Genomic DNA, 20,432 nt, shown 5'->3' with positions numbered 1-20,432 from the left:
CAATAGACTTTGGTGAGGTATTTAGTCTTGAGCGGAATCACCGCCGCCGCCACATCAACTACGGAGTAGCCAGTGTCCGAGTACGAGAGCCCGTTTAGCCAAGCATTCAGGGGATATGACAAGGTTGAAGTCGATGAGGCGATCCAGCAACTCAATAACGAGCTTGCCCAGTTGCAGCAGCGTCATCAACGGGCTCTGCACGAGCAAGAATCCCTTAAAACTCACATTGGTGAACTGACTGTAGAAGTCGAGGAGCTCGAATCCACCGGATACACCGGCTTGGGAACCAAGCTTGAGAGCAGCCTACAAATGGCCGAGGAGCACTCCGCTCGCGTCATCGCTCAGGCCGATCTGGACGCCGAGAAACTGCGCCGTACGACCGAGGCAGAGGCCGCACAGCTGCTGCGCCAGTCACAGGAACGTGCCGAGCAGATCCTGAACAGCGCAAAATCAGAGGCTTACACCCTGGTTGTCGGTGCAAAAAACGACGTGGCCGAATCGACAGCCAGAGCAAATAGTGACAAAGAAGAGATGTTGTCCGAGGCAACGCGTGAGGCCGCTGCCGTCCGCCAAGCCGCCAGCGCCTCAGCCCTCGAAATGACAACCTCGGCCAAGCTCACGTCCGAGGCAGAGAAGGCCGCAGCTGAGCGCACCGCCGCCGAGCTCCTGGCAACCGCTCAAGAACGAGCCAGCGCCCTTCAGGCCGAGGCAGAGGAACGAGCCCGGGCTACCGAGTTTGAGCGTGAGCAGAATGCCAGAGACCTCGAACTTGCCCGCACAGAGTTGCAGCAGAAGACCAACAACGCCCGTGCTGAACTCGTCGCAGCAACCGAAAAAGCTCGCCTTGAGCTAGCGGATCAGACTGCACAGCGACAGACCGAGTTGGATGCGGCCGCCCAGACCCAGACTATTGAGCTAGAAAACCAGCTGACAACGCACACCGCTAGACTCGCACGGGAACGCGCAGAGCACGACTCCACCCTTGCTCGCGAGCGTGAGACCCACGAATCCACGCTCGCAGAGGAACGCTCAGCACAGCAGCTCAAGTTGGCCGCTGACCGGCAGGAGCACCACGACCGTTTCGCACAGCTAGCCCGCGAACAGCAGAGCACTCTTGAACTGGAACGCAATGAGCAGGGTGCCGAGCTGGAGTTAGAGCGCGCTGCTCACGACAAGCAACTGGCCGCCGAAAAGAAGCGGCAGAGCGAAGAGCTCGAGGCAGAGCGTGCGGAACAGGCCGCCCTGCTCGCCGCTGAGCTGGAACAGCACCGCCAGACCATCGCGTCTGAGCGCACGGAACACGAGCACTCAATCGCTGCCGAGCAGGAACAGCACGCAGCACGCATTGTGCGCGAAATCGCCGAGCACACCGGGCTCATCCAGCGGGAACGCACCGCTCACGATACGGCTATCAGCCGCGAACGTGCTGAGCACGACGAAAAGATTACCCGCGAACGTGCTGAGCACGACGAAAAGATTACCCGCGAACGCGAGGAGCACAACGAACTACTCAGCCGTGAGTTGGCTGAGCACAACGAACTCATCGGCCGCGAGAGCAGCGAGCACAACGAAAAGATTACCCGCGAGCTGGAGGAGCACACCGAAACGATCGGACGCGAGAGGGCCGAGCACGAGGCATCCATTCGTCGCGAAGTGGAGCAGCATCGCGAAACAATCGAACGCGAACGCAACGAGCACGACGACGCCATTGAGAGCGAGCGCACCTCGCACGCCTCCGAACTCGCCGAACTCGCGGACCGCGCTCGGGCCGAGCGCGAACGTCAGCGAGATAGTCAAACTGCCGCCCTGGCCCGTGACCGCCATGAGTTTGAAGCCGCAATCAGCCGTGAGCGAGAGGCGCACGAGGCTAACCTCGCCGCGGCCCTCACCGCCCACTCGGCCAGGCTTGAGCAGGAAGCCCTTCTCAACGCAGAGAAAATCGCCGCCGCAGAGGCAGCTTCTCAGCACAACATCACACAGCGCAACCATGAAAGCGTCGCTGCCCTTGGAGAGCAGCGTGAGCGACAGGAAATGGAGTTGGAAGTTCTACGCGAGCAACAACGCCTCGAGTTGGAAGCACAGCGTTCCGAGCACGAACTGGCGCTACGGGAAGAGCGCGCGGCTCACGATATCGCACTCAACGCAGAGCGTCAGCAGACGAAGACCTCACTCGCCACAGAGGTGGAGCGCACCCGTTCCGAAGTTATCGCCGAGACCGACATGCTCCGTACCAATACCATCGCCGAACTGGGCACACAGCGTCACGAGCAGGAGACAGCCCTTGCAAACGCTAAGCGCGAGACTGACGCCTACGTCGCTAGAATGCGCACCGAGGTTGACACTATGGCTCGCGACACCGAGCGCGATCTGGCCACCCGACGAGACGAACTGGAACAGGCGCTCTCCGAGCGTCACAACACAGCGGCCGCCGAGACCCAGGCTTATCTGGACGAGGCCACTGCCCGGCTAGCCGACTTGCGCGCGCGCGCCGAAGAGAAGCGTCAGGAGATCGAGACGCTGACCTCAGCAGTACAGACCGAGGCACGCTCAATCCGGGACGAGGCCCAGAATCAGGCACGGGAAATCGTCACCCAGGCCGAGGAACGGGCACACCGTCTCGTTACCGATGCCGAAACACGCACCCACAAGGTACTCACCTCGGCCGAGGACCGGATGACTCAACTCAAGGTGGAGCGCGGTGCCGTTGCCCGCTACTTTGAGAGCCTGCATGATGTTCTCACCAATGCTCAGAAAATGGCCCAGCGTGCCACCAAAGAGGCCGATCGCGAGCCAATTCTGGCCCCCGTCACCCCCGCAATCAACGCGGCAACCCCTGCCCTAGAGAATGTTGATCTGATTGAGGATGACGACGAGGAAGACACCGTTGCGATGAATAACCGCCCCGAGACGTCCCACTAGGCACACCGTCGGGTGAGGGTACAAAACGCGTTTCAGATCGGGCTGGTTGCCACACTCGGTGTGGGTGTGGGCCTGCTCATCTGGGCAATGCTCGGTGAGCTTGCTACCGTCTTTACGTATGTAGGGGCCGCCGCGTTCCTGGCCCTCGGTCTCGATCCCGTGGTCACCTGGTTGGAAAGCAAACGATTTCCCCGCTGGGCCGCCCTGCTCACCGTCGTTCTCGGCGTTATCGGAGTGTTTGGTGGACTGCTGTCCACGGTCATCCCGCTCATTGTCCGACAAGCGAGCAGCCTCGTAGCCAATGTCACACACGCCATCAGTTCAGCGCAGAGCACAACGGGCAGTAGCGCTCTTGCTCGCTTCATCGAGATTCTGGACGAGCGATTCAGTCTGCGCGACTACATCAACATTGATCAGGCGCTGGACGCCGTTAACAACTGGGTCAGTAACCCCGACAACATCGCCAGCGTCGGCAGCGGGGTTCTTGAGGTCGGTGCCGGAATTGCGAGTGGTTTATTTGGTGCCATCGTCATTCTGATTCTGACGCTCTACTTCACAGGCTCTATGCACACCATCAAAAGTGCGTTTTACCGGCTCGTTCCGGCGACAAAACGTGAGGGGTTTGTCGAGATCAGCGAACAGATCACCAACTCTGTGGGTAAGTACGTGGTGGGCCAGCTTGCACAAGCATCCATTAACGGCATCCTCAGCATCATTTTTCTCAGCGTCATCAAGGCCCCCTACCCGGTGCTCCTTGCCACGATAGCCTTTCTTTTCAGTCTCATCCCTCTCGTGGGAACACTCACGGGCGCACTCTTCATCGTTGCGGTCTGTCTCTTTGCCGGTCCCACAACAGCACTGGTTGCCGGAATTTACTACCTGGTTTATATGCAGGTGGAGGCCTACGTAATTAGTCCGCGGATCATGGGTCGGGCCGTCCAGGTTCCGGCATCGGTTGTGGTCATTGCTGCACTCGCCGGAGGAACGCTCCTGGGGCTCCTGGGTGCTCTCATCGCTATTCCCGTCGCGGCCTCAGTAATGATCTTGCTTCGGCAGGTGGTTCTACCTCGAATCAACGAGCTGTAGCATTCTCGCTGCCGCCCGACAGGCTGCTATCGCTCCACCGTCTCAGGCAGAGGGTAGGCAGCCGGATTTACCTGGCGCACGATCTCGTTGAGAACACGACGGGTCTGAGTTTCTCCCACCCACAGGTGGCGGCCACCCTCAACCGGAATCAGTTCTAGCTGGGGTACCGCAGCAAACCGCAGGCGAGCCTCCTCCGGCCGCAAATAGTCATCGTGTTCTGGGATGAGCGCTATCAGCTTTCGTGGGTCCTCCCTCCAGGCGGCGACCTCGGCATCAGTAGCCCGATGTAGCGGCGGGGAGAGCAGGATGACACCCTCAACCGGAAAGTCACGACCATATTTAAGGGCAAGCTCCGTACCGAATGACCAACCAACCAACCAGGGGTGCGGGAGCCCTCGGTCGCTCACAAAGTCCATGGCAGCCGCAACGTCAAAGCGTTCCGCCACCCCTCCGTCAAAGGTCCCCTCGCTTGTTCCTCGTGGAGAGTGCGTCCCCCTGGTATTGAAGCGCAGGACGGCAAGCTTGGCCAGAGCGGGGAGGCGCCAGGCGGCCTTCCGATAAATGTGCGAGTCCATAAACCCGCCCGCAGTGGGCAGCGGATGCAACGTCACCAGTGTAGCAACGGGTTCTTCTGACTCAGGGAGAGCCAGCTCCCCCACGAGAGTGTGGCCGTCCACGGTGTGCAGCTCGATATCCTCTCGGCGCCCGGGTAATACGGTACCACTGCGGATCTCGGTCAGCTCGGACATGAGGCTTTCTCCCTATCGGATCTTCCAGCAGTGCTCGTGCCAGTGTCTACGACCTGCTAAGTCAGCATCGTCGCCCAACACTCCATGTGCACGCCAGACGACAACGTGCGCCACGCCCACAGCGATCATTCGCTCACACCCTGGACAACGGTATTCCTTCACCGACCGAGATGCAGCAATGGGCTGAACCGCCCACGACAACCCGGCACGCTCCTCAGTACGACGCCAACCACGGAGAAGAAAAGACAACTCTGGTCTCTCGTCATCGGTGAGTGAACGCGGTGAACGCTTCGGGCGATTGGAACGAGGCATAAGGACGATTCTAACGAAGAATGGCTAGTACCAGCCGACGCTCTGTGAGTGCCCCCAAGCACCGCACGGGCTACCATAGCGACCCGTAATATAGCCGAGACCCCAGCGAATCTGAGTATCCGGGTTGGTGGCCCAATCAGCGCCGGCGGAGGCCATCTTGGAACCGGGCAGAGCCTGCGGGATTCCGTAGGCTCCGCTGGAGGCGTTGTTTGCGTAGACGTTCCAGTGTGATTCTTTATTCCACAGCGCTACCAAGCAGTCGAACTCAGCACCGGCCCCAACGTACTCCATAGCAATCGCCTGAGCGGTACCAGGGTCAGGGGTGCCAGCCGCAGGAGCTCCCGAGGAAACGGGAGAAGATCTGCCTGCCCCCGTCTTCTCATCTGCCGCTTCCTCCACGACGGGTTCCGGCTCGGGAGCCAACTCAACCCCAAATGCATCAAGAGAGACAGTTTCGGCTTCTAAGTCACCAACCGCAAGTTTTTGACTTGAGATTTTATCATCAACGGAGAATGGGACGACCACAAAAGCCTGTGCCTGCGTGACCATTCCGCCGTATGGATCAACCGTGGTCACCAGGGTGAGCCCAATAGCGGCAATTGCTGCGAATCCAAACTTCACTGCCGCATTATTTCGGGTAGACAGCTGGTACCGCGAACGCCCCCGACGGAGTGTCGAGCTGCTTGCTGAAGACGATCTAAGGAAAACCACAGTATCTATATGCTAGCGGTCACGACCTGAAAACGCGGTGTGATGAGCAAAATTCATCATTTACCGCACCGACAGAATAATATCGACAACGTAGTCGAGCAGGTAATCCACCTGATCCTCTCGATACCCCCCCTTCTCGGGGAAGAACGCCACATCCCGCACCTCGGCCACCGTCAACGATTGACCTGCGTCAAGATATGACAGCACTCGATCAGTGAACGCATCCACCTGCACGCGACTATAACCGTTGGCCAGAAAAAGCGTGCGGCTAAAGCGAGACTTCTTAGGTTTGCTAAGCCGCCCACGAACAGCAAGAACCTTATCTCCAATCAACCGGTTCCAGGCGTCGTCGCCCCCTTCTCGGACAACAGCCTGGCGCTCACGCTCGAAAAAAACCTCCTCGAGGCGGTCAAGCGCCGCATCCACATGGCGAGCCGAGTAACCGCCGCGTTGTAGATCAAATGAGATACGGCGGAGGTCAGATGCGGTGACCGAGACTCGTCCCGCAGCATCCCGGTTATAGGCCTCGCGGGCTTCGGCCAGGAATTCATCAACCTGGTCAATGTTATAGGCCTGCTTCTTGTTCTTCACACGAGGAAAGGTTGTACTCACGGACTCTATTCTGCCTTCTTTTTCTGTGCGCACACCGTTTGACGCGGGGACGGCGCAAGTTAGTGCAGGGCAAAGATCAAGTACAGTCCGTATGTGGCCGAGATCGAGGGGAGCATGGAATCCAAACGATCAAGGAATCCGCCGTGTCCGGGAATCCAGCTACTCATATCCTTGACACCAAGGTCTCGTTTAATCAGGGACTCCGTCAGATCGCCACCCGTTGCAGTCAGCAGGAGCACAATGCCCATGATCGATCCGGCCCACCACGGATACTGCAACACCAATACAGTGAGCAGTATGGCTGCAATCTGACTCACAACAAAGGCTCCGGCAAAGCCCTCCCACGTCTTATTGGGGCTGATCCGCGGAGTCATCTTGTGCCTGCCCAGTGTGATACCCGCCGCATAGGCACCCACATCAACCGAAACAACGACGGCCACAAATGTGAAGATCCACCACTCTCCGTTTTCACCTTGACGGAGCAGAATCGCGAAGCCAGCAAAAAAAGCAACATACACAAGGGCAAGAACCCCGGCGGCCAGATCTGCGCTGAACCGCGCATTTGAGGTGCGATGAGTGGGGAATATCCAGAGTTCCACAAACCGCCACACCGTAACGACGATGACAGCGATAAGAAGCGAGACAAACAGCCCGAATGCACCCCAGAGGTAGGTGGCGAGAACCATCCCCTCGGCCGCAATAACCGTTCCAACTCGAGGAACGTAGCGCCCAGCCGAACGGAATGCGGTGCAGAGCTCCAGCACCGTCACTCCGACAAGTAGCGCTACGAGCACGGCAAAGAGCTCAGAAAACGCAAACAAGCTGACCAAGAAAACCCCGCCGAAAACCAGCCCAGAGGTCACAGCGAGGAAGAGGTTGCGGCCAGCCTTAGCCTCAATCTTGGCATTCGTCGCATCAAGTTGGGCACGCGTGGCCTCAAACTGAGCTTTTAGATCTCCGCGGGTTGACTCAAAGGTCCGCTGGATATCTTCCCGCGGAGACTCCTCGGGACGCTTCTGCGGGTGGTCACCGTCAGACACGGCACTTACACCTCAAGAAGTTCGGTTTCTTTGCGCTTGAGGGCATCGTCAATAGCGTCAACATGCGATTTGGTCAGAGCCTCCAGCTCTTTCTCCGCACGCGCCACCTCGTCGTCACCCACCTCGGCCTTCAGCGCGTCCAGTTCATCTTTGGACTTGCGGCGAAGATTACGTACCGTCACACGAGCATCCTCAGCCTTAGCCCGCACAACCTTGACAAACTCTTTGCGACGTTCCTCAGTGAGTTCGGGAAGCGTCACACGCACCAGAGAGCCGTCATTGGTAGGCTGTGCCCCCAGATTGGGAGTGTCTCTAATGGCCTGCTCAATGTCTTTCAATGCACCTTTGTCATAGGGAGTGATGACGATGGTACGGGCTTCCTGATTCTGAAAGGCCGCAAGCTGGCCGAGGGGCGTGGGGGTACCGTAGTAACTCACCAGAATCTTCTGAAAGAGAGCGGGGTTGGCACGTCCGGTGCGAATGGTCGCAAAATCCTCTTTTGCCACCTCCACAGCCCTGGCCATCTTCTGGGTGGTCTGGGCAAGAACGTCTGCAATCACGGCAACTCCTTCATCTGTAAGAACAGGACAAGTCTAGTAGAGCGACTTAGCTAAGCGTGTACTAGCGTACCGATATCGGCACCGAGAATAGCCGAGGTCACATTACCTGCTGGTTCCATCCCAAATACACGCATGGGCATCCTGTTGTCCATGCAGAGGCTAAAGGCTGTAGAGTCAACAACTTTTAGACCCTGCTGCAGTGCCTGCTGATATCCGATCGTGTCAATCTTCTCAGCGGCGGGATCCAAGCGGGGATCTGCGGTATAGACACCGTCAACACCGTTCTTGGCAACAAGCACAACATCGGCGTGAATTTCGAGCGCACGCTGTGCAGCAACGGTGTCGGTTGAGAAGTAAGGAAGCCCGGCACCGGCACCAAAGACCACCACACGGCCCTTCTCCAGATGACGGATCGCCCGCAGAGGGATGTAAGTCTCGGCCACCTGGGTCATGGTAATCGCCGACTGCACGCGGCATCCCACACCAGCCTGTTCGAGAAAGTCCTGCAATGCCAGAGCATTCATGACGGTACCCAGCATGCCCATATAGTCGGCGCGACCACGGTCCATGCCCCGCTGAGAAAGTTCGGCACCGCGAAAGAAGTTTCCCCCACCGACAACAATCGCGACCTCAACCACTTCTGCCGCGGCCGCAATCTCCTTGGCCATTGCACTAACGACATCGGGGTTAACCCCCAGCTGTCCCCCGCCGAACGCCTCACCTGAAAGTTTCAGAAGCACTCGACGCCTACGCTTGGTTCCTGTCATAATTTTTCCTTTACATCGTCCACTTCTCCACCCACCTCAGGGTAGCGGAGATGAGGAGTCAAACGATTGTCCGGCACACGTACTACAGAGCAAGGGAGCCCGAACCAATATATGGTTCGGGCTCCCTTACACTCATCTGCGCTATGCGCCAACCTTGAAACGGGCAAAGCCCGACAGGGTCAGCCCAGCGCTGTCAAGAACCTTCTTGACACTCTGTTTGTTGTCGCGAGCGTAGTCTTGGTCAACAAGAACAACGGTCTTGAAGAATCCGGTCAGACGACCCTCAATGATCTTCGGCAGGGCGGCCTCCGGCTTACCCTCGTTCTTGGCGATCTCAGTAACCAGCTCACGCTCCTTCTCCACCTCCGCGGCGGGGACTTCTTCACGAGACAGGTAAAGCGGATCAGCAAACGAAATATGCTGCGCAATGGTGCGAGCCGTTTCGTCGTCGCTGCCCGCGTAACCGACAACAACGCCAACCTGCGGCGGCAGGTCTTTGCTGGTCTTGTGCAGGTAAATCGCAAAGTGCTCTCCGTCGACAACCGCGATGCGACGTAGTTCAACCTTCTCGCCCAGGATGGCGGCCTCGTCAGTAATGACATCGGCAACAGTTTTGCTCCCGGCGGGAGCGGCCAGAGCCTCCTCCAGTGTGCGAGCACCAGCAGCAACAACCGCGTTAATCACCGTATCTGCCAGCGCGATGAACTTCTCATTCTTCGACACAAAATCTGTTTCACAAGCAAGCTCGATGATGGTGGCACTCGAATCGCTCTCCTGGGCGGCTACGAGGCCCTCACTGGTCGCACGGCCCTCTCGCTTGGCCACACCCTTCATCCCCTTGAGACGCAAAATCTCAATGGCCTTGTCGATGTCACCGTCTGCCTCAATAAGCGCATTCTTACTATCGACCATTCCGGCGCCCAGGCGCTCACGGAGGGTCTTGACGGCTTCTAGGCTGAAATTAGCCATGTACTTAAACTCCTCAGTTATAGATGTGTGAGAACGCTTTACTTGGCGTCGTCTACGGCGGGTGCTTCCACGGCAACCTCAGGTGCAGGCTCAACGACACTCTCAACAGGTGCCTCAGCCTCGATGGCCACTTCTGGGGTAGGCGCAGCGGCCTCGGCCTCAGCAGCACCAAGAAGCTCGCGCTCCCACTCGGCCATCGGCTCGGCAGCGGTTGCCGATGCGTCGGGCTTCTGGTGACGCTCAATGAGCCCCTCGGCTGCGGCATCCGCAACAACGCGCGTCAACAAGGCCACGCTGCGGATCGCGTCATCGTTACCCGGAATGGGGTACTGAACATCATCAGGATCGCAGTTGGTGTCAAGGATGGCAATAACGGGAATACCCAGCTTGCGTGCCTCGTCAATGGCGAGGTGCTCCTTCTTCGTGTCCACGATCCAGATCGCCGAGGGGGTCTTCGTCATGTTGCGAATTCCGCCAAGACTCTTGTGCAGCTTGTCCAGCTCACGCTTCTTAAGCAGCAGTTCCTTCTTGGTAAAACCGCTTGTGGTACCCTCGAAGTCAAGCTCCTCAAGCTCCTTCATCCGGGCGAGGCGCTGTGAAACCGTCTGGAAGTTGGTCAACAGACCACCCAGCCAACGCTGGTTAACGTAGGGCTGACCAACACGTGTTGCCTGCTCGGCAATAGCTTCCTGAGCCTGCTTCTTTGTTCCGACAAAGAGGATTGATCCACCGTGTGCGACAGTGGTCTTAACGAAGTCGTAGGCATTGTCGATGTGGGCCAGCGACTGTTGTAGGTCGATGATGTAAATACCGGAGCGCTCCGTGAGGATGAAACGCTTCATCTTCGGATTCCAACGACGGGTCTGGTGCCCGAAGTGCACACCACTGTCGAGTAGCTGGCGAATTGTAACGACGGCCATAGCCGTTCTCCATTTCTGCGCTCTCGTCGAGAGCGCGATTCGGTTTATTGACCTCTACCGGACGGCAGAAATCCCTGGCACCCGTTACCGCAACTGCTACCCACTGCCCGCTAAAAACCGGGAGAGTAAGGAGACCGAGATGTTGCGGCCATTAATTTGGGCACGCGTAGTCACTCCATCTCTGGAATGCTGAACTAATGCTACCACCACGCCGGATCGATAACCGTCCTCCACAGGCAAAAAATTTTATGGGTTTTCCCCAGTTCTGGGCGGGGTTGCGCCGGCTCAACCGCCCACAGGCACTCTAGCTCCATGACAATACCTACCATCCCCTGCAGCACAGTGACCCGACGCCCACACAAGAGGAAGACCCTGATCCTCCGAGCGGGTGCCTGCGCCCTGCTGATGGGAAGTCTCACCATCAGCGCGGTTCCGCTGACCGCCACTGCGACAGAATCGGCGCACCATCCCCGGTGGCAGTTGCCCGTCATCGCTCCGCTCCGGGTCAGCCGACCGTTTATCGCCCCGGAACATCGTTATGCAGCTGGTCACCGTGGAGTAGACCTTGCCGTGACTGAGGCCGCTCCCGTGACCGCCCCCGCCGCGGGGGTGGTGCACTTTGTCGGACTGGTTGTGGATAGACCAGTGTTATCCATTCAACACGCAAACGGTTACCTCTCCAGTTTCGAGCCGGTGAACGCAGTCGTCGTCGCGGGTCAGCTGATCGCGGCAGGCGAGCCAGTCGGCACGGTTGGAACCTCGACCCACTGCTCAGAGACTCTCGGCGCACACACCGCCTCGGGGTGCCTGCACATGGGGGTTCGAGTGGAGGGAGACTACCTCAACCCCATGATCTTCTTTGGCCTTGACGCACGCCCTGTGCTTCTTCCGCTGGACGGTGGCTAAGCTCGCGGATGGGCCGCCCGGTAGGTTCGGGCAAGTCGTTCAGCGGAAACGTGAGTATAGATCTGAGTCGTCGCCAGACTTGAGTGTCCCAGCATTTCCTGTACAGCGCGGAGATCCGCCCCCCCATCCACCAGATGAGTTGCGGCAGCGTGCCGCAGCGTGTGCGGGCCCAAGGGGCCCTGACCCGGAACCGACTCAAGCGCGTGCGAGACCACTCCATAAAGCGCGCGCACGCCCATCCGGTTTCCCCGTGTGGTGAGGAAAAAGGCTGGTGCAGCGCGGGCAGCGGTAGCAGCAAGCCGGATGCGCCCGTCCTGCAGATAGGCAGACAATGCGCTAGCCGCTGGCACCCCAAACGGTACAACCCGCTGCTTATCACCCTTACCTGTAACCCGAACGGTGAGCCGGTAGAGATCGAGGTCGTCTAAATTAAGTGCTGCCAGCTCGGATACGCGCAAAGCTGCCCCGTAAAGCAACTCGATAATGGCACGGTCTCGGATGGCACGAACATCTCCTGAACTAGCCCGCTCCGCCAACCGCGCGAAAAGGCCGGAGAGGTTAAGCTCGGTGACCACACGCGGGAGCGGCTGCTGGGCGGTAGGTCCGGTAAGCCGACTCGCCACATCGGTGTCCCGATATCCGTGACGTGCAAGCCAGTGGCTAAACGCTTTAACAGATGCCGTCCGACGAGCCAAAGTACTCGCGGAAAGCCCCCGGTTCTGACCGTCCCACAGCCAGTCACGCAGATCATCAAGCTCAAACCAGCCAGAGCCTGAATCACGTTCCATGAGGAATTTGAAGAGTTGGGAGAGGTCGGACCGGTAGGCGCGAACCGTCTGAGGGGAATACCCTCTCTCGTGTTCCAGATAACCGGTGAAGTCGTCAAGGTCCCGAACCGTGCTCATCTGCCCATTGTCCGGCATCAGACTCAAGTGCGACGCAGAAAACGCCGTAGCGGAAGGACCCATGCCAGCTTCCCCCAGTTCCGCGCGTTGTCATTGCTCAACACAGCTACCGAGCTCGCGAAGCAATAGAACGCCACCCCTCCTCATCGCAGCGGGCGCGACCCATGAGTTCAAGCTCGGCAACGGCGGTCCTCGTGTCCCCCGGCGATAACCCGGTCGCTGCGGCAATCTCCGCTAGGGTCTGACTCTTACGCGGGCGGAGAGCATCCGTGACCCGGAGAAGATGACCCGATATCGCATCGTGCATCGGAACGACCCCGGAAGCCGGAGCAATTCCCGCCAACTCAACAGCCTCATCAACCGTCGTGACGCACACCGCATCGTATTCACGCAAAAGTTTATGACAGCCTGCCGAGCTTGCCGACGTGATGGGGCCGGGGACGGCGCCCAAGGGACGCCCCATACTTGCCGCGTGGCCGGCCGTATTCAACGATCCGGAACGGCTTCCGGCCTCACACACCAGCGTTGCGTTCCCCAAAGCTGCAATGATGCGGTTTCTCTGCAGAAAACGCCATCGAGTCGGCGAAAAACCGGGTGGCATTTCGCTCACAATCAGGCCGTCAGCAAGAATACGATCAAAAAGGCTAACGTGCCCGCTCGGGTACAACCGATCAATACCTCCGGCCAGCACCGCAACGGTTGATCCGTGACTGAACAGTGCAGACCGATGCGCTGTACCGTCAATCCCGTAGGCTCCACCAGAAACAACGGCTAGGCCACGGGCGGCTACACCCGAAGCCAACTCAACCGTGGCGTGCTCCCCATAACCGGTGGATGCGCGCGACCCCACCATACTGAGACTGGCTCCCAAGAGGGCAGATGGCACCCTTCCTCGACTCCATAGGGCGATGGGAGAGTGGTCGCCTAGGTCGTTCACGCGCGCCGGCCAGCCGTCTAACTCCGGAACCAGGATGCTCGCAGCCAGCAGCGCAGCCGTGTCACAGGCCCGCAGCGCTTCCGCTGAGATCAACCGAGGCCGCCAGCGCTCACAGGCTGCACCAAGGTAGTCGGCGGTGGCAGGCTGCCGACGCCCGTCCCGACCTGAAGCGGCCAACTCCTCACGAGCCCCGTCCCCCATAAGGGATAACAGCCCCGAACTTGATGTCCCGGCGACCAACTCGTCGAGCACCCGGACGGCACCTAACTCATTGATGACCACTCCCGCAATCCTGTCCCCCGGCTCGGCCAGCCGACTCCACACCGATCGCGCAAAGACCAGCACAAGGACCTCATCTGCAACCTGCAGGGCCTCGGCGGTTTCCGCTCCACCCAGCAATTTTCGAGCGCCACCTCGGACGTCATTCCCAGACAGACCAAAATAGGTCATAGTGACACCCCGCTTCGCAGGAGGAGAGCCTCTCCGACATGCTGCCGGTGCGGAAACAACTCGCCGCTCAGGTCAGCGAGCGTCCAGGCCAGTCTCAGCACACGATCGTATCCTCGCATCGTAATGAATCCGGTTTCAAGAGCCCGGTCAAGACTCACCGTGGTAGCGGGTGACAACCGCTGAGGCTGAGAACGAAGCCAAGCGCCCGACACTTCGCCATTGGTTTTCCACGGTGAACCAGAAAGTCGGCATGCTGCTCGGCTTCGAGCTGCCAGAACGCGGGCTCGAGCCTCCGCTGTACTCGTTCGCTTCCCATCCTCCTCGGCAACTCGCAGCTGGGCAGCCGTGATGCGGTTGACGTTCAGATGGATATCGATCCGATCTTTAAGCGGCCCGGATACACGCCCCAGATAGCGCTTGCGCGTGTTGGGCGGACATGTACACTCAGCGTCACGCACGCCATAGTTTCCACACGGACAAGGATTCGCTGCGAGGACCAGCTGAAATCGACCGGGAAAATAGGCTGTGCTCCGCGCACGGTGTATCACGATGCGACCGGATTCGAGCGGTTGCCGCAGCGAATCCAAAACAGCGGCAGGAAACTCGGGCGCTTCATCGATGAAGAGAACACCGTGGGCAGCTCGCGCCGCAGCACCCGGACGGATAATGCTGCTTCCCCCGCCGATCAGGGCTGCGGCCGATGCGGTATGGTGTGGGCTCTCAAAAGGCGGGCGGGTTACCAAACCCTCCACCAGGCTAAACCCGGCGAGCGAACGCACACAGCTGGCCTCCAGAGAGGCCTCATCATCAAGATCAGGCAGGAGACCGACAAGGCGCGATGCCAACATCGTTTTGCCGGCCCCGGGCGGACCGAGAAGCGACATATTGTGTCCGCCCGCTGCCGCCACGATCAAGGCCGATACGGCCTCGTCGTTTCCAATAATGTCTTTCAGGTCGCCGGGGCAGGGATCTGTTGTTTGACCCCGGTGACCCACCGGATCTGGATCCCACGTCTCCTCCACAGCCTCGTTGCTCTCGGGATAGTCTCCCCCATGCCAACGGGCCGCCTCACGCAGCGTTGAGACCGCAAGCACCGTCATATCGGGAACCAGACTCGCCTCACGGGCGTTCGGCGCCGGCACCATCACCGTAGATATTCCGGCGCGCCGGGCTGCCACCACAGCCGGCAGAATGCCCACCGACCCCCGCAGCCTCCCATCCAAGCGCAGCTCACCCACATGCACAACATCACGAATTGAGGCGGCTGAGATGCTCCCCGCGGAGGCAAGGCTCGCCATAGCTATTGCCAAGTCAAAACCCGCACCGTGTTTCGGTAAGGAAGCGGGTGACAGGTTCACCGTGAGCTTACGATCCGTCAACGGGCACCCGCTATTGCTGGCGGCTAATCGAACCCTTTCTTTAGCTTCGCCGAGGGCAGCATCGGGTAATCCAATAATCACAAAACCTGGCAGGTTGTGGGAGACATCCGCTTCCACCTCAACTGGGTGTCCGTCAAGACCGCTCAGGGCGATGCCACGGGTGCGCGCAACCACCATTAGAACACCCCCATCAGATGCTCTACCTGGGCGCCCCGGTCCGGTCGCCCCAAGACTGCAACAGCATCCAGGCGAATACGTGTTGGTGGATGCTCCTGGGCGCGGCACCAGGCAAGTGCAAGCCGTCGTAAGCGGGCAAGCTTCTCGGTGGTAATTGCCTCGAACGGATGCCCATATCCCCTTCCACTGCGGGTCTTCACCTCGATAAATACCGTCTGATCTACGTCCCGTGCGATGACGTCAATCTCACCCATCGTGTGACGCCAGTTGCGCTCCACAATGGTATAGCCCAGTTGCTCAACAAAGCCGACGGCAATCTCTTCGCCCCAGCGGCCAATCTCATCTTTACGTGCCATGTGACACCTCCCAAAATGAGAGTGCCGGATAGCCACTTATCACCGTGAGCGGAGATCTCCCCGTGTGGAAAACTAAGCGAAAAACGAGCCTGTGGAGATTATTATCCGTATGCGCACGGAAAGGGGAACCACCTCAGTGATTATTCGTCGAGCGCAAGCTCTCGGGGGAGCTTGAGCTCACGATCAGAAAGCTCCTCAACGTTGACATCTTTGAAGGTGAGTACACGCACTGACTTCACAAACCGATCAGCGCGGTACACATCCCACACCCAAACATCATTCATGGTGAGCTCAAAGTAGAAGTCCTGGCCCGCATCCTGCCGCGTGAGATCAACACTGTTTGCCAGGTAGAAACGTCGCTCGGTCTCGACAACGTAACGAAACTGAGACACAACATCCCGGTACTCCCGAAACAGGGCAAGCTCAACCTCGCGCTCATAGTCGTCAAACTCGTCCTCGTTCATCCCACCATCCTATTCGGAAACTCACGGGAGATCTGCCCTGGGATGCATCTGACCCATGGTGTCGGCCGGAACACCGGGCACGTGGCACGGCTACTTCAGCCAGGTCTGTCTGTGTTGAACGCTCACGCCGCGTGCACGAATCGCAACGTAGTGAGAGGCAGCCCCGTACCCTTTATTGCTGCCCCACCCGTACCCGGGCAGTTCAGCGTCGAGGACGATCATGTGGCGATCGCGGTGGACCTTAGCCAAGACGGACGCTGCGGCCACCGATGCACAGTCTTGGTCAGCCTTAACCCGGGTCACTATCCGGAGAGGAGACACCAAGGCAGGGCTCAGCCAATCAGATGAGCCGTCAAGCAGAATCACGCTCGAGGCAACCGGCGCTCCCTGATCGTGTAAGCTCACCAGCGCACGCCTACCGGCCAGACCGAGCCCAACAGTGATACCACACCGGTCAATCTCGTCGGCAGAAGCATACCCGACAGCCCAGTAGGCGGCCCATCCAGCGGCAAGCGGGTAGAGCTCGTCGCGCTTCCGAGAGGTGAGTAGCTTAGAATCGCGCAGCCCCTCAGGGAAAGCCCCACACTCCGGCCGATACGCGGCCACACCCACTGCCACAGGTCCGGCAATTGCGCCTCGCCCGACCTCATCGCAACCAATCACGAGCGGCACCCCACCGCACAGAAGCTCGGTTTCATAGTTAAGATCTGGGTCGGGTTTAGGGAGGCGCTGGCGGGCAGGCCCACGCGTCGAGGCGGTTCCGGTCACTCCGAGTCCGACCCCGAATCAGAGGTCGGAAAGATGCCCGAATGGCTATCTAAGATAGTCAACCGGTTAAGTGGCCACGTGATGATGAAAGCGTGGCCGACAACGTTATCCATGGGAATCGAACCTCCACCGGGCTGATCCATGTGGTAGCGCGAATCCTGGGATGAGTACCGGTTATCACCCATCACCCACAAGGAGTCTTTGGGCACGATGATGTCAAAATCAATTGACGATACCTTGGTGGTGTTCGCCGGAAGCTTGACATACGGCTCTTTGATTGCTTCACCGTTGATAACAAGTTGGCCCAGGGTGTTACAGCACATCACATTGTCACCGGGTAGCCCGATCACCCGCTTCACCAGGTGATTATCGCTATCGGAGGGGGAAAGACCAATCACCTCGAAGAACCACTGGATCGGTCCGGGATCTTCCTGGGCGCGCGGAGTTAACCATCCACCCGGATCGGTGAACACCACAACATCGCCGTGGTGTACCGCCGACACCTCGGGAACTAGCTGATTCACCAGGATGCGGTCGTTGATTTGGAGGGTATCCTCCATCGAGGACGACGGGATGTAGAAAGATCGCACCAGAAACGTCTTCACGAGGAAAGACGCGATGAGAGCCAACACCAGGATGATGATGACATCGCGAATGAATGTCAGAGTACCGCGCCGCCGAGGCGATGCAGGACTCGCTGAAGATGAAGTATTTATTGTCACTTATTAACCGCCTGAGCTCCACACCATCTTATATGTTGGCGTGGAGCTCAGCTCTCAAGCAGATGCTATCGGTCGCGCTTCTCGCGAATCTTCGCCTTCTTACCGCGCAGTTCGCGCAGGTAGTAGAGCTTGGCACGACGAACATCGCCTCGCGTCACGACCTCGATCTTGTCAATCACGGGCGAGTGCACGGGGAACGTACGCTCCACGCCAACCTGGAAGCTGATTTTGCGAACGATGAACGTCTCACGCACACCATATCCTGAGCGCGCGATAACAACGCCCTGGAAGATCTGGATACGCGAGCGGGTGCCCTCGATGATGTTCACGTGAACCTTGACGGTGTCACCAGCACGGAAATCGGGAATGTCGGACTTCAGTGATGCAGCATCGACAAAATCGAGATTTTGCATGTCATATTCGCTCTCTGCGCCCGCCACAAGTCGAATCGCAAGTTTAGATGGTTAGTGGATGAAACGCGTCATCAGATAGCCGGAACCCTCGTGGCAGATCCGAGCGATGACACAAGGAACTATTATGCCACGAAAGTGACGGCCAGAACGAATCTATTCAGATTCGGGTGTAGCGGCATCCGCATCTAACACCACGGATAAAAGGTCGGGTCGCACCCGCCGCGTGCGTTCAACCCGCTGTTCATGGCGCCAGGAATGGACTGCACCATGGTTCCCGGAGAGTAACACAGGTGGCACATCATAGCCGCGCCAGGATGACGGTTTCGTGTAGCTCGGATATTCGAGTAGACCGTCCTCGTGGGATTCTTCCGTCAGGCTCTCCGGGTTTCCCACCACACCGGGAATCAACCGCCCGATAGCCTCGATCATGGCCATCGTGGCGACCTCACCCCCGTTGAGAACGTAGTCACCGAGACTCACCAGACGTACGCGGGCCTGGTCAGCAGCGTAGTCAACAACCCGTTGGTCAATACCCTCATAACGCCCACACCCAAAGACCAGGTGGTCCTCCTGCGCGAGGGTTCGGGCCATTTCCTGGTTAAAAACTTCTCCAGCCGGGGACGGGAAAATAACCAGCGGGCGGGGTTGACTTCCCGCTCCCGCCGCGTCAGCGGCCGAGGGCTCTTCCCGACCCAAGATACGATCAAGCGCTTCACCCCAGGGCTCCGGTTTCATGACCATCCCGGCACCACCACCATACGGAGTGTCGTCAACCGTACGGTGACGATCATGCGCAAAGTCACGTAAATCGTGCACCGCAAGGTTGATCATCCCGTTCTGACGGGCTTTGCCGAGGAGAGAGATATCGAGAACGTCAAAAAATGACGGAAAGATGCTCACAATATCTATTTTCACAAGTTACTCGGCATATGTGGGTGACCCTGAACCCTCTGGGCGGGGCAACTCAGACTCTACTGAGTCGCCCCCCGTTGGATCTGCAGACTCATCATCCAGGCCCGCGGCGCTCGGCGCAGCAATCTCCGCCTCGTCGGCCTCAAACAGACCTCGGGGTGGAGTCACGATAACCCGCCCTGCCTGAACATCAACGGTGGGCACAATAGCCGAGACGAAGGGAACCATTACCTCGCCAGCCGGTGTATTAACGATGAGTAAATCCTGGGCGGGTAGATGCTCCAAGCGAGCAACCGTCCCCACCTCTACCCCCTCACGGATGACGCTAAGTCCCACCAGCTGGTGATCATACCAGGCATCATCTTCACCGGTTCCCTCGGTGAGGTCCTGCTCGATCCAGAGGATCGCTTTGATAAGCTCCTCGGCCGCATTTCGGTCCTCAACACCCTGAAAAAAAGCAACAGGGTGGCTGTTGTACCAACGCAACTCTATAAGGCGCAGGGTTTTACCGTGCCACGACGAGCTCTCGGGAACCTGCAGAAGAAACTCTGCGCCGGGAGAAAAACGACGCTCAGGGTCGTCAGTATAGAGCTCTACCTTAATGGCACCCTTAAGCCCGTGGGCTTTTGTGAGCCGACCAACGCGCAATTGGTCGGGGCGTTCCTGATGTGCAGGCGAAGCCTGTTCCGAGCGCGCCACTACTTATCGGTGTCAACAACGTCAACACGCACGCGACGGCCATCAGCCAGCGCCGTAATCACGCTGCGCAGCGACTGCGCGGTGCGCCCAGACCTACCGATGACGCGACCGAGGTCCTCGGGGTGCACATGCACCTCAAGGACCTCGCCACGCTGGCTGCTCTTTGAGAGAACCTGAACTTCTTCGGGGTGATCAACGATCCCCTTGACGAGATGTTCGAGAGCCGGTGTGAGCACGAGTTATGCCTTGTCCTCGTCAGCTACTGCCTCAACCTCGGGGGTCTCCTCAGCTGCGGGCTCCTCTACCTTGGCCTTGGGGGTCTCCTTCGGCTTGAGAACGGGCTTCTTCTTCTCATCGGCCACGAAAGCAACCTTGGCTTCCTTCACCTTGACGGTGCTGACAGCATCCTTATCGCCCTTGAACTGACCCCAGTCACCCGTGAGCTTGAGGATGGCAGCAACCTGCTCGGTGGGCTGTGCGCCCACGCTGAGCCAGTACTGTGCACGGTCCGACTTAACCTCGATGAACGAGGGCTCCTCGGTGGGGTGATACTTGCCGATCTCCTCGATCACACGACCATCGCGCTTGGTGCGCGAGTCGGCCACGACGATGCGGTAATAGGGCGCGCGGATTTTACCGAGACGCTTCAAACGAATTTTGACAGCCACAATTCTCCTGAAAATATATGTTGTGTGGATG

23 protein-coding genes are annotated in these 20,432 nt (G+C 58.7%); 3 read left to right on the top strand and 20 right to left on the bottom strand.

Going from position 1 to position 20,432, the window contains the following annotated elements; genetic code table 11:
- The first annotated feature begins 72 nt into the window (after window positions 1-72).
- Window positions 73-2,919 (top strand): DivIVA domain-containing protein, encoded by a 2,847-nt coding sequence (locus FB466_RS09845; protein WP_141918197.1) that lies wholly within the window; start codon window positions 73-75, stop codon window positions 2,917-2,919.
- A gap of 12 nt (window positions 2,920-2,931) precedes the next feature.
- Window positions 2,932-4,005, top strand: coding sequence for an AI-2E family transporter (locus FB466_RS09840; RefSeq protein WP_141918195.1), 1,074 nt, complete (start codon window positions 2,932-2,934; stop codon window positions 4,003-4,005).
- A 26-nt stretch (window positions 4,006-4,031) separates the two neighbouring features.
- On the opposite strand, the gene FB466_RS09835 is transcribed toward FB466_RS09840, so the two are convergent.
- The 8 genes from FB466_RS09835 to rpsB all read right to left on the bottom strand — a co-directional run bounded on the left by FB466_RS09835 (window position 4,032) and on the right by rpsB (window position 10,645).
- Window positions 4,032-4,754, bottom strand: coding sequence for an alpha/beta hydrolase (locus tag FB466_RS09835; protein ID WP_141918194.1), 723 nt, complete (start codon window positions 4,752-4,754; stop codon window positions 4,032-4,034).
- A 336-nt stretch (window positions 4,755-5,090) separates the two neighbouring features.
- Window positions 5,091-5,687, bottom strand: coding sequence for an aggregation-promoting factor C-terminal-like domain-containing protein (locus FB466_RS13745; protein ID WP_246054619.1), 597 nt, complete (start codon window positions 5,685-5,687; stop codon window positions 5,091-5,093).
- Window positions 5,688-5,837: 150 nt separating this feature from the next.
- On the bottom strand, window positions 5,838-6,389 hold the full coding sequence (locus FB466_RS09820; protein ID WP_170206103.1) for a DivIVA domain-containing protein: 552 nt from the start codon (window positions 6,387-6,389) through the stop codon (window positions 5,838-5,840).
- A gap of 59 nt (window positions 6,390-6,448) precedes the next feature.
- Window positions 6,449-7,429: a phosphatidate cytidylyltransferase gene (locus FB466_RS09815; RefSeq protein ID WP_246054618.1), complete on the bottom strand. Its 981-nt coding sequence runs from the start codon at window positions 7,427-7,429 to the stop codon at window positions 6,449-6,451.
- Between the two features lie 5 nt (window positions 7,430-7,434).
- On the bottom strand, window positions 7,435-7,989 hold the full coding sequence (gene frr / locus FB466_RS09810) for a ribosome recycling factor (protein ID WP_141918188.1): 555 nt from the start codon (window positions 7,987-7,989) through the stop codon (window positions 7,435-7,437).
- Window positions 7,990-8,039: 50 nt separating this feature from the next.
- Window positions 8,040-8,756, bottom strand: coding sequence for a UMP kinase (pyrH, locus tag FB466_RS09805; RefSeq protein ID WP_141918186.1), 717 nt, complete (start codon window positions 8,754-8,756; stop codon window positions 8,040-8,042).
- Window positions 8,757-8,897: 141 nt separating this feature from the next.
- Entirely contained in the window at window positions 8,898-9,725 is an 828-nt protein-coding gene (tsf, locus tag FB466_RS09800; protein WP_141918185.1) for a translation elongation factor Ts, read from the bottom strand.
- Between the two features lie 38 nt (window positions 9,726-9,763).
- Window positions 9,764-10,645: a 30S ribosomal protein S2 gene (gene rpsB, locus FB466_RS09795; protein WP_141918183.1), complete on the bottom strand. Its 882-nt coding sequence runs from the start codon at window positions 10,643-10,645 to the stop codon at window positions 9,764-9,766.
- Between the two features lie 342 nt (window positions 10,646-10,987).
- On the opposite strand from rpsB, the gene FB466_RS09790 reads away from it, so the two are divergent.
- Window positions 10,988-11,551, top strand: a complete 564-nt coding sequence (locus FB466_RS09790; protein ID WP_170206102.1) for a M23 family metallopeptidase — start codon at window positions 10,988-10,990, stop codon at window positions 11,549-11,551.
- Here FB466_RS09790 and FB466_RS09785 read toward each other — a convergent pair.
- The 12 genes from FB466_RS09785 to rpsP form a co-directional block, all read right to left on the bottom strand.
- Window positions 11,548-12,456, bottom strand: a complete 909-nt coding sequence (locus tag FB466_RS09785; RefSeq protein ID WP_141918180.1) for a tyrosine-type recombinase/integrase — start codon at window positions 12,454-12,456, stop codon at window positions 11,548-11,550. The two genes, FB466_RS09790 and FB466_RS09785, sit on opposite strands and share 4 nt — an antisense overlap.
- Window positions 12,457-12,562: 106 nt before the next feature.
- Window positions 12,563-13,843: a DNA-processing protein DprA gene (dprA, locus tag FB466_RS09780; protein WP_141918178.1), complete on the bottom strand. Its 1,281-nt coding sequence runs from the start codon at window positions 13,841-13,843 to the stop codon at window positions 12,563-12,565.
- Window positions 13,840-15,399, bottom strand: a complete 1,560-nt coding sequence (locus tag FB466_RS09775; RefSeq protein ID WP_141918176.1) for a YifB family Mg chelatase-like AAA ATPase — start codon at window positions 15,397-15,399, stop codon at window positions 13,840-13,842. Before FB466_RS09775 ends, dprA begins: the two co-directional genes overlap by 4 nt.
- Complete coding sequence (locus FB466_RS09770) at window positions 15,399-15,755, bottom strand: YraN family protein (RefSeq protein ID WP_141918174.1); 357 nt, start codon at window positions 15,753-15,755, stop codon at window positions 15,399-15,401. The genes FB466_RS09775 and FB466_RS09770 overlap by 1 nt, the downstream gene beginning before the upstream one ends.
- 140 nt (window positions 15,756-15,895) lie before the next feature.
- Window positions 15,896-16,219: a DUF2469 domain-containing protein gene (locus FB466_RS09765; RefSeq protein WP_141918173.1), complete on the bottom strand. Its 324-nt coding sequence runs from the start codon at window positions 16,217-16,219 to the stop codon at window positions 15,896-15,898.
- A 90-nt stretch (window positions 16,220-16,309) separates the two neighbouring features.
- Window positions 16,310-16,987 carry a ribonuclease HII gene (locus FB466_RS09760; RefSeq protein ID WP_211344807.1) on the bottom strand — a complete coding sequence of 226 codons (678 nt, stop codon included), beginning with the start codon at window positions 16,985-16,987 and terminating at the stop codon, window positions 16,310-16,312.
- A complete protein-coding gene (gene lepB / locus FB466_RS09755) occupies window positions 16,984-17,709 on the bottom strand; it encodes a signal peptidase I (protein WP_141918169.1) in 726 nt (241 codons plus the stop codon). The genes FB466_RS09760 and lepB overlap by 4 nt, the downstream gene beginning before the upstream one ends.
- Window positions 17,710-17,774: 65 nt before the next feature.
- Window positions 17,775-18,122, bottom strand: coding sequence for a 50S ribosomal protein L19 (rplS, locus tag FB466_RS09750; RefSeq protein ID WP_141918167.1), 348 nt, complete (start codon window positions 18,120-18,122; stop codon window positions 17,775-17,777).
- Window positions 18,123-18,275: 153 nt separating this feature from the next.
- Window positions 18,276-19,037 carry a tRNA (guanosine(37)-N1)-methyltransferase TrmD gene (gene trmD / locus FB466_RS09745; RefSeq protein ID WP_141918164.1) on the bottom strand — a complete coding sequence of 254 codons (762 nt, stop codon included), beginning with the start codon at window positions 19,035-19,037 and terminating at the stop codon, window positions 18,276-18,278.
- Window positions 19,038-19,040: 3 nt separating this feature from the next.
- Window positions 19,041-19,733 (bottom strand): ribosome maturation factor RimM, encoded by a 693-nt coding sequence (gene rimM / locus FB466_RS09740; protein WP_246054617.1) that lies wholly within the window; start codon window positions 19,731-19,733, stop codon window positions 19,041-19,043.
- A complete protein-coding gene (locus tag FB466_RS09735) occupies window positions 19,733-19,969 on the bottom strand; it encodes an RNA-binding protein (protein ID WP_141918160.1) in 237 nt (78 codons plus the stop codon). Before FB466_RS09735 ends, rimM begins: the two co-directional genes overlap by 1 nt.
- A gap of 3 nt (window positions 19,970-19,972) precedes the next feature.
- Entirely contained in the window at window positions 19,973-20,401 is a 429-nt protein-coding gene (rpsP, locus tag FB466_RS09730; RefSeq protein WP_141918157.1) for a 30S ribosomal protein S16, read from the bottom strand.
- Window positions 20,402-20,432: the final 31 nt, after the last annotated feature.

This window comes from Klugiella xanthotipulae, from assembly GCF_006716695.1.
GTDB lineage: Bacteria > Actinomycetota > Actinomycetes > Actinomycetales > Microbacteriaceae > Klugiella > Klugiella xanthotipulae.
Note: the sequence above shows the minus strand (reverse complement) of the source record. Positions and strands in the feature narration are given on the sequence as shown.

What these genes read in the sequence shown, in the direction of transcription:
- FB466_RS09835 (WP_141918194.1), bottom strand. Translation starts at nt 4,754, where the DNA reads ATGTCCGAGCTGACCGAGATCCGCAGTGGTACCGTATTACCCGGGCGC.
- pyrH (WP_141918186.1), bottom strand. Translation starts at nt 8,756, where the DNA reads ATGACAGGAACCAAGCGTAGGCGTCGAGTGCTTCTGAAACTTTCAGGT.
- tsf (WP_141918185.1), bottom strand. Translation starts at nt 9,725, where the DNA reads ATGGCTAATTTCAGCCTAGAAGCCGTCAAGACCCTCCGTGAGCGCCTG.
- rpsB (WP_141918183.1), bottom strand. Translation starts at nt 10,645, where the DNA reads ATGGCCGTCGTTACAATTCGCCAGCTACTCGACAGTGGTGTGCACTTC.
- FB466_RS09785 (WP_141918180.1), bottom strand. Translation starts at nt 12,456, where the DNA reads ATGAGCACGGTTCGGGACCTTGACGACTTCACCGGTTATCTGGAACAC.
- dprA (WP_141918178.1), bottom strand. Translation starts at nt 13,843, where the DNA reads ATGACCTATTTTGGTCTGTCTGGGAATGACGTCCGAGGTGGCGCTCGA.
- FB466_RS09775 (WP_141918176.1), bottom strand. Translation starts at nt 15,399, where the DNA reads ATGGTGGTTGCGCGCACCCGTGGCATCGCCCTGAGCGGTCTTGACGGA.
- FB466_RS09770 (WP_141918174.1), bottom strand. Translation starts at nt 15,755, where the DNA reads ATGGCACGTAAAGATGAGATTGGCCGCTGGGGCGAAGAGATTGCCGTC.
- FB466_RS09765 (WP_141918173.1), bottom strand. Translation starts at nt 16,219, where the DNA reads ATGAACGAGGACGAGTTTGACGACTATGAGCGCGAGGTTGAGCTTGCC.
- rplS (WP_141918167.1), bottom strand. Translation starts at nt 18,122, where the DNA reads ATGCAAAATCTCGATTTTGTCGATGCTGCATCACTGAAGTCCGACATT.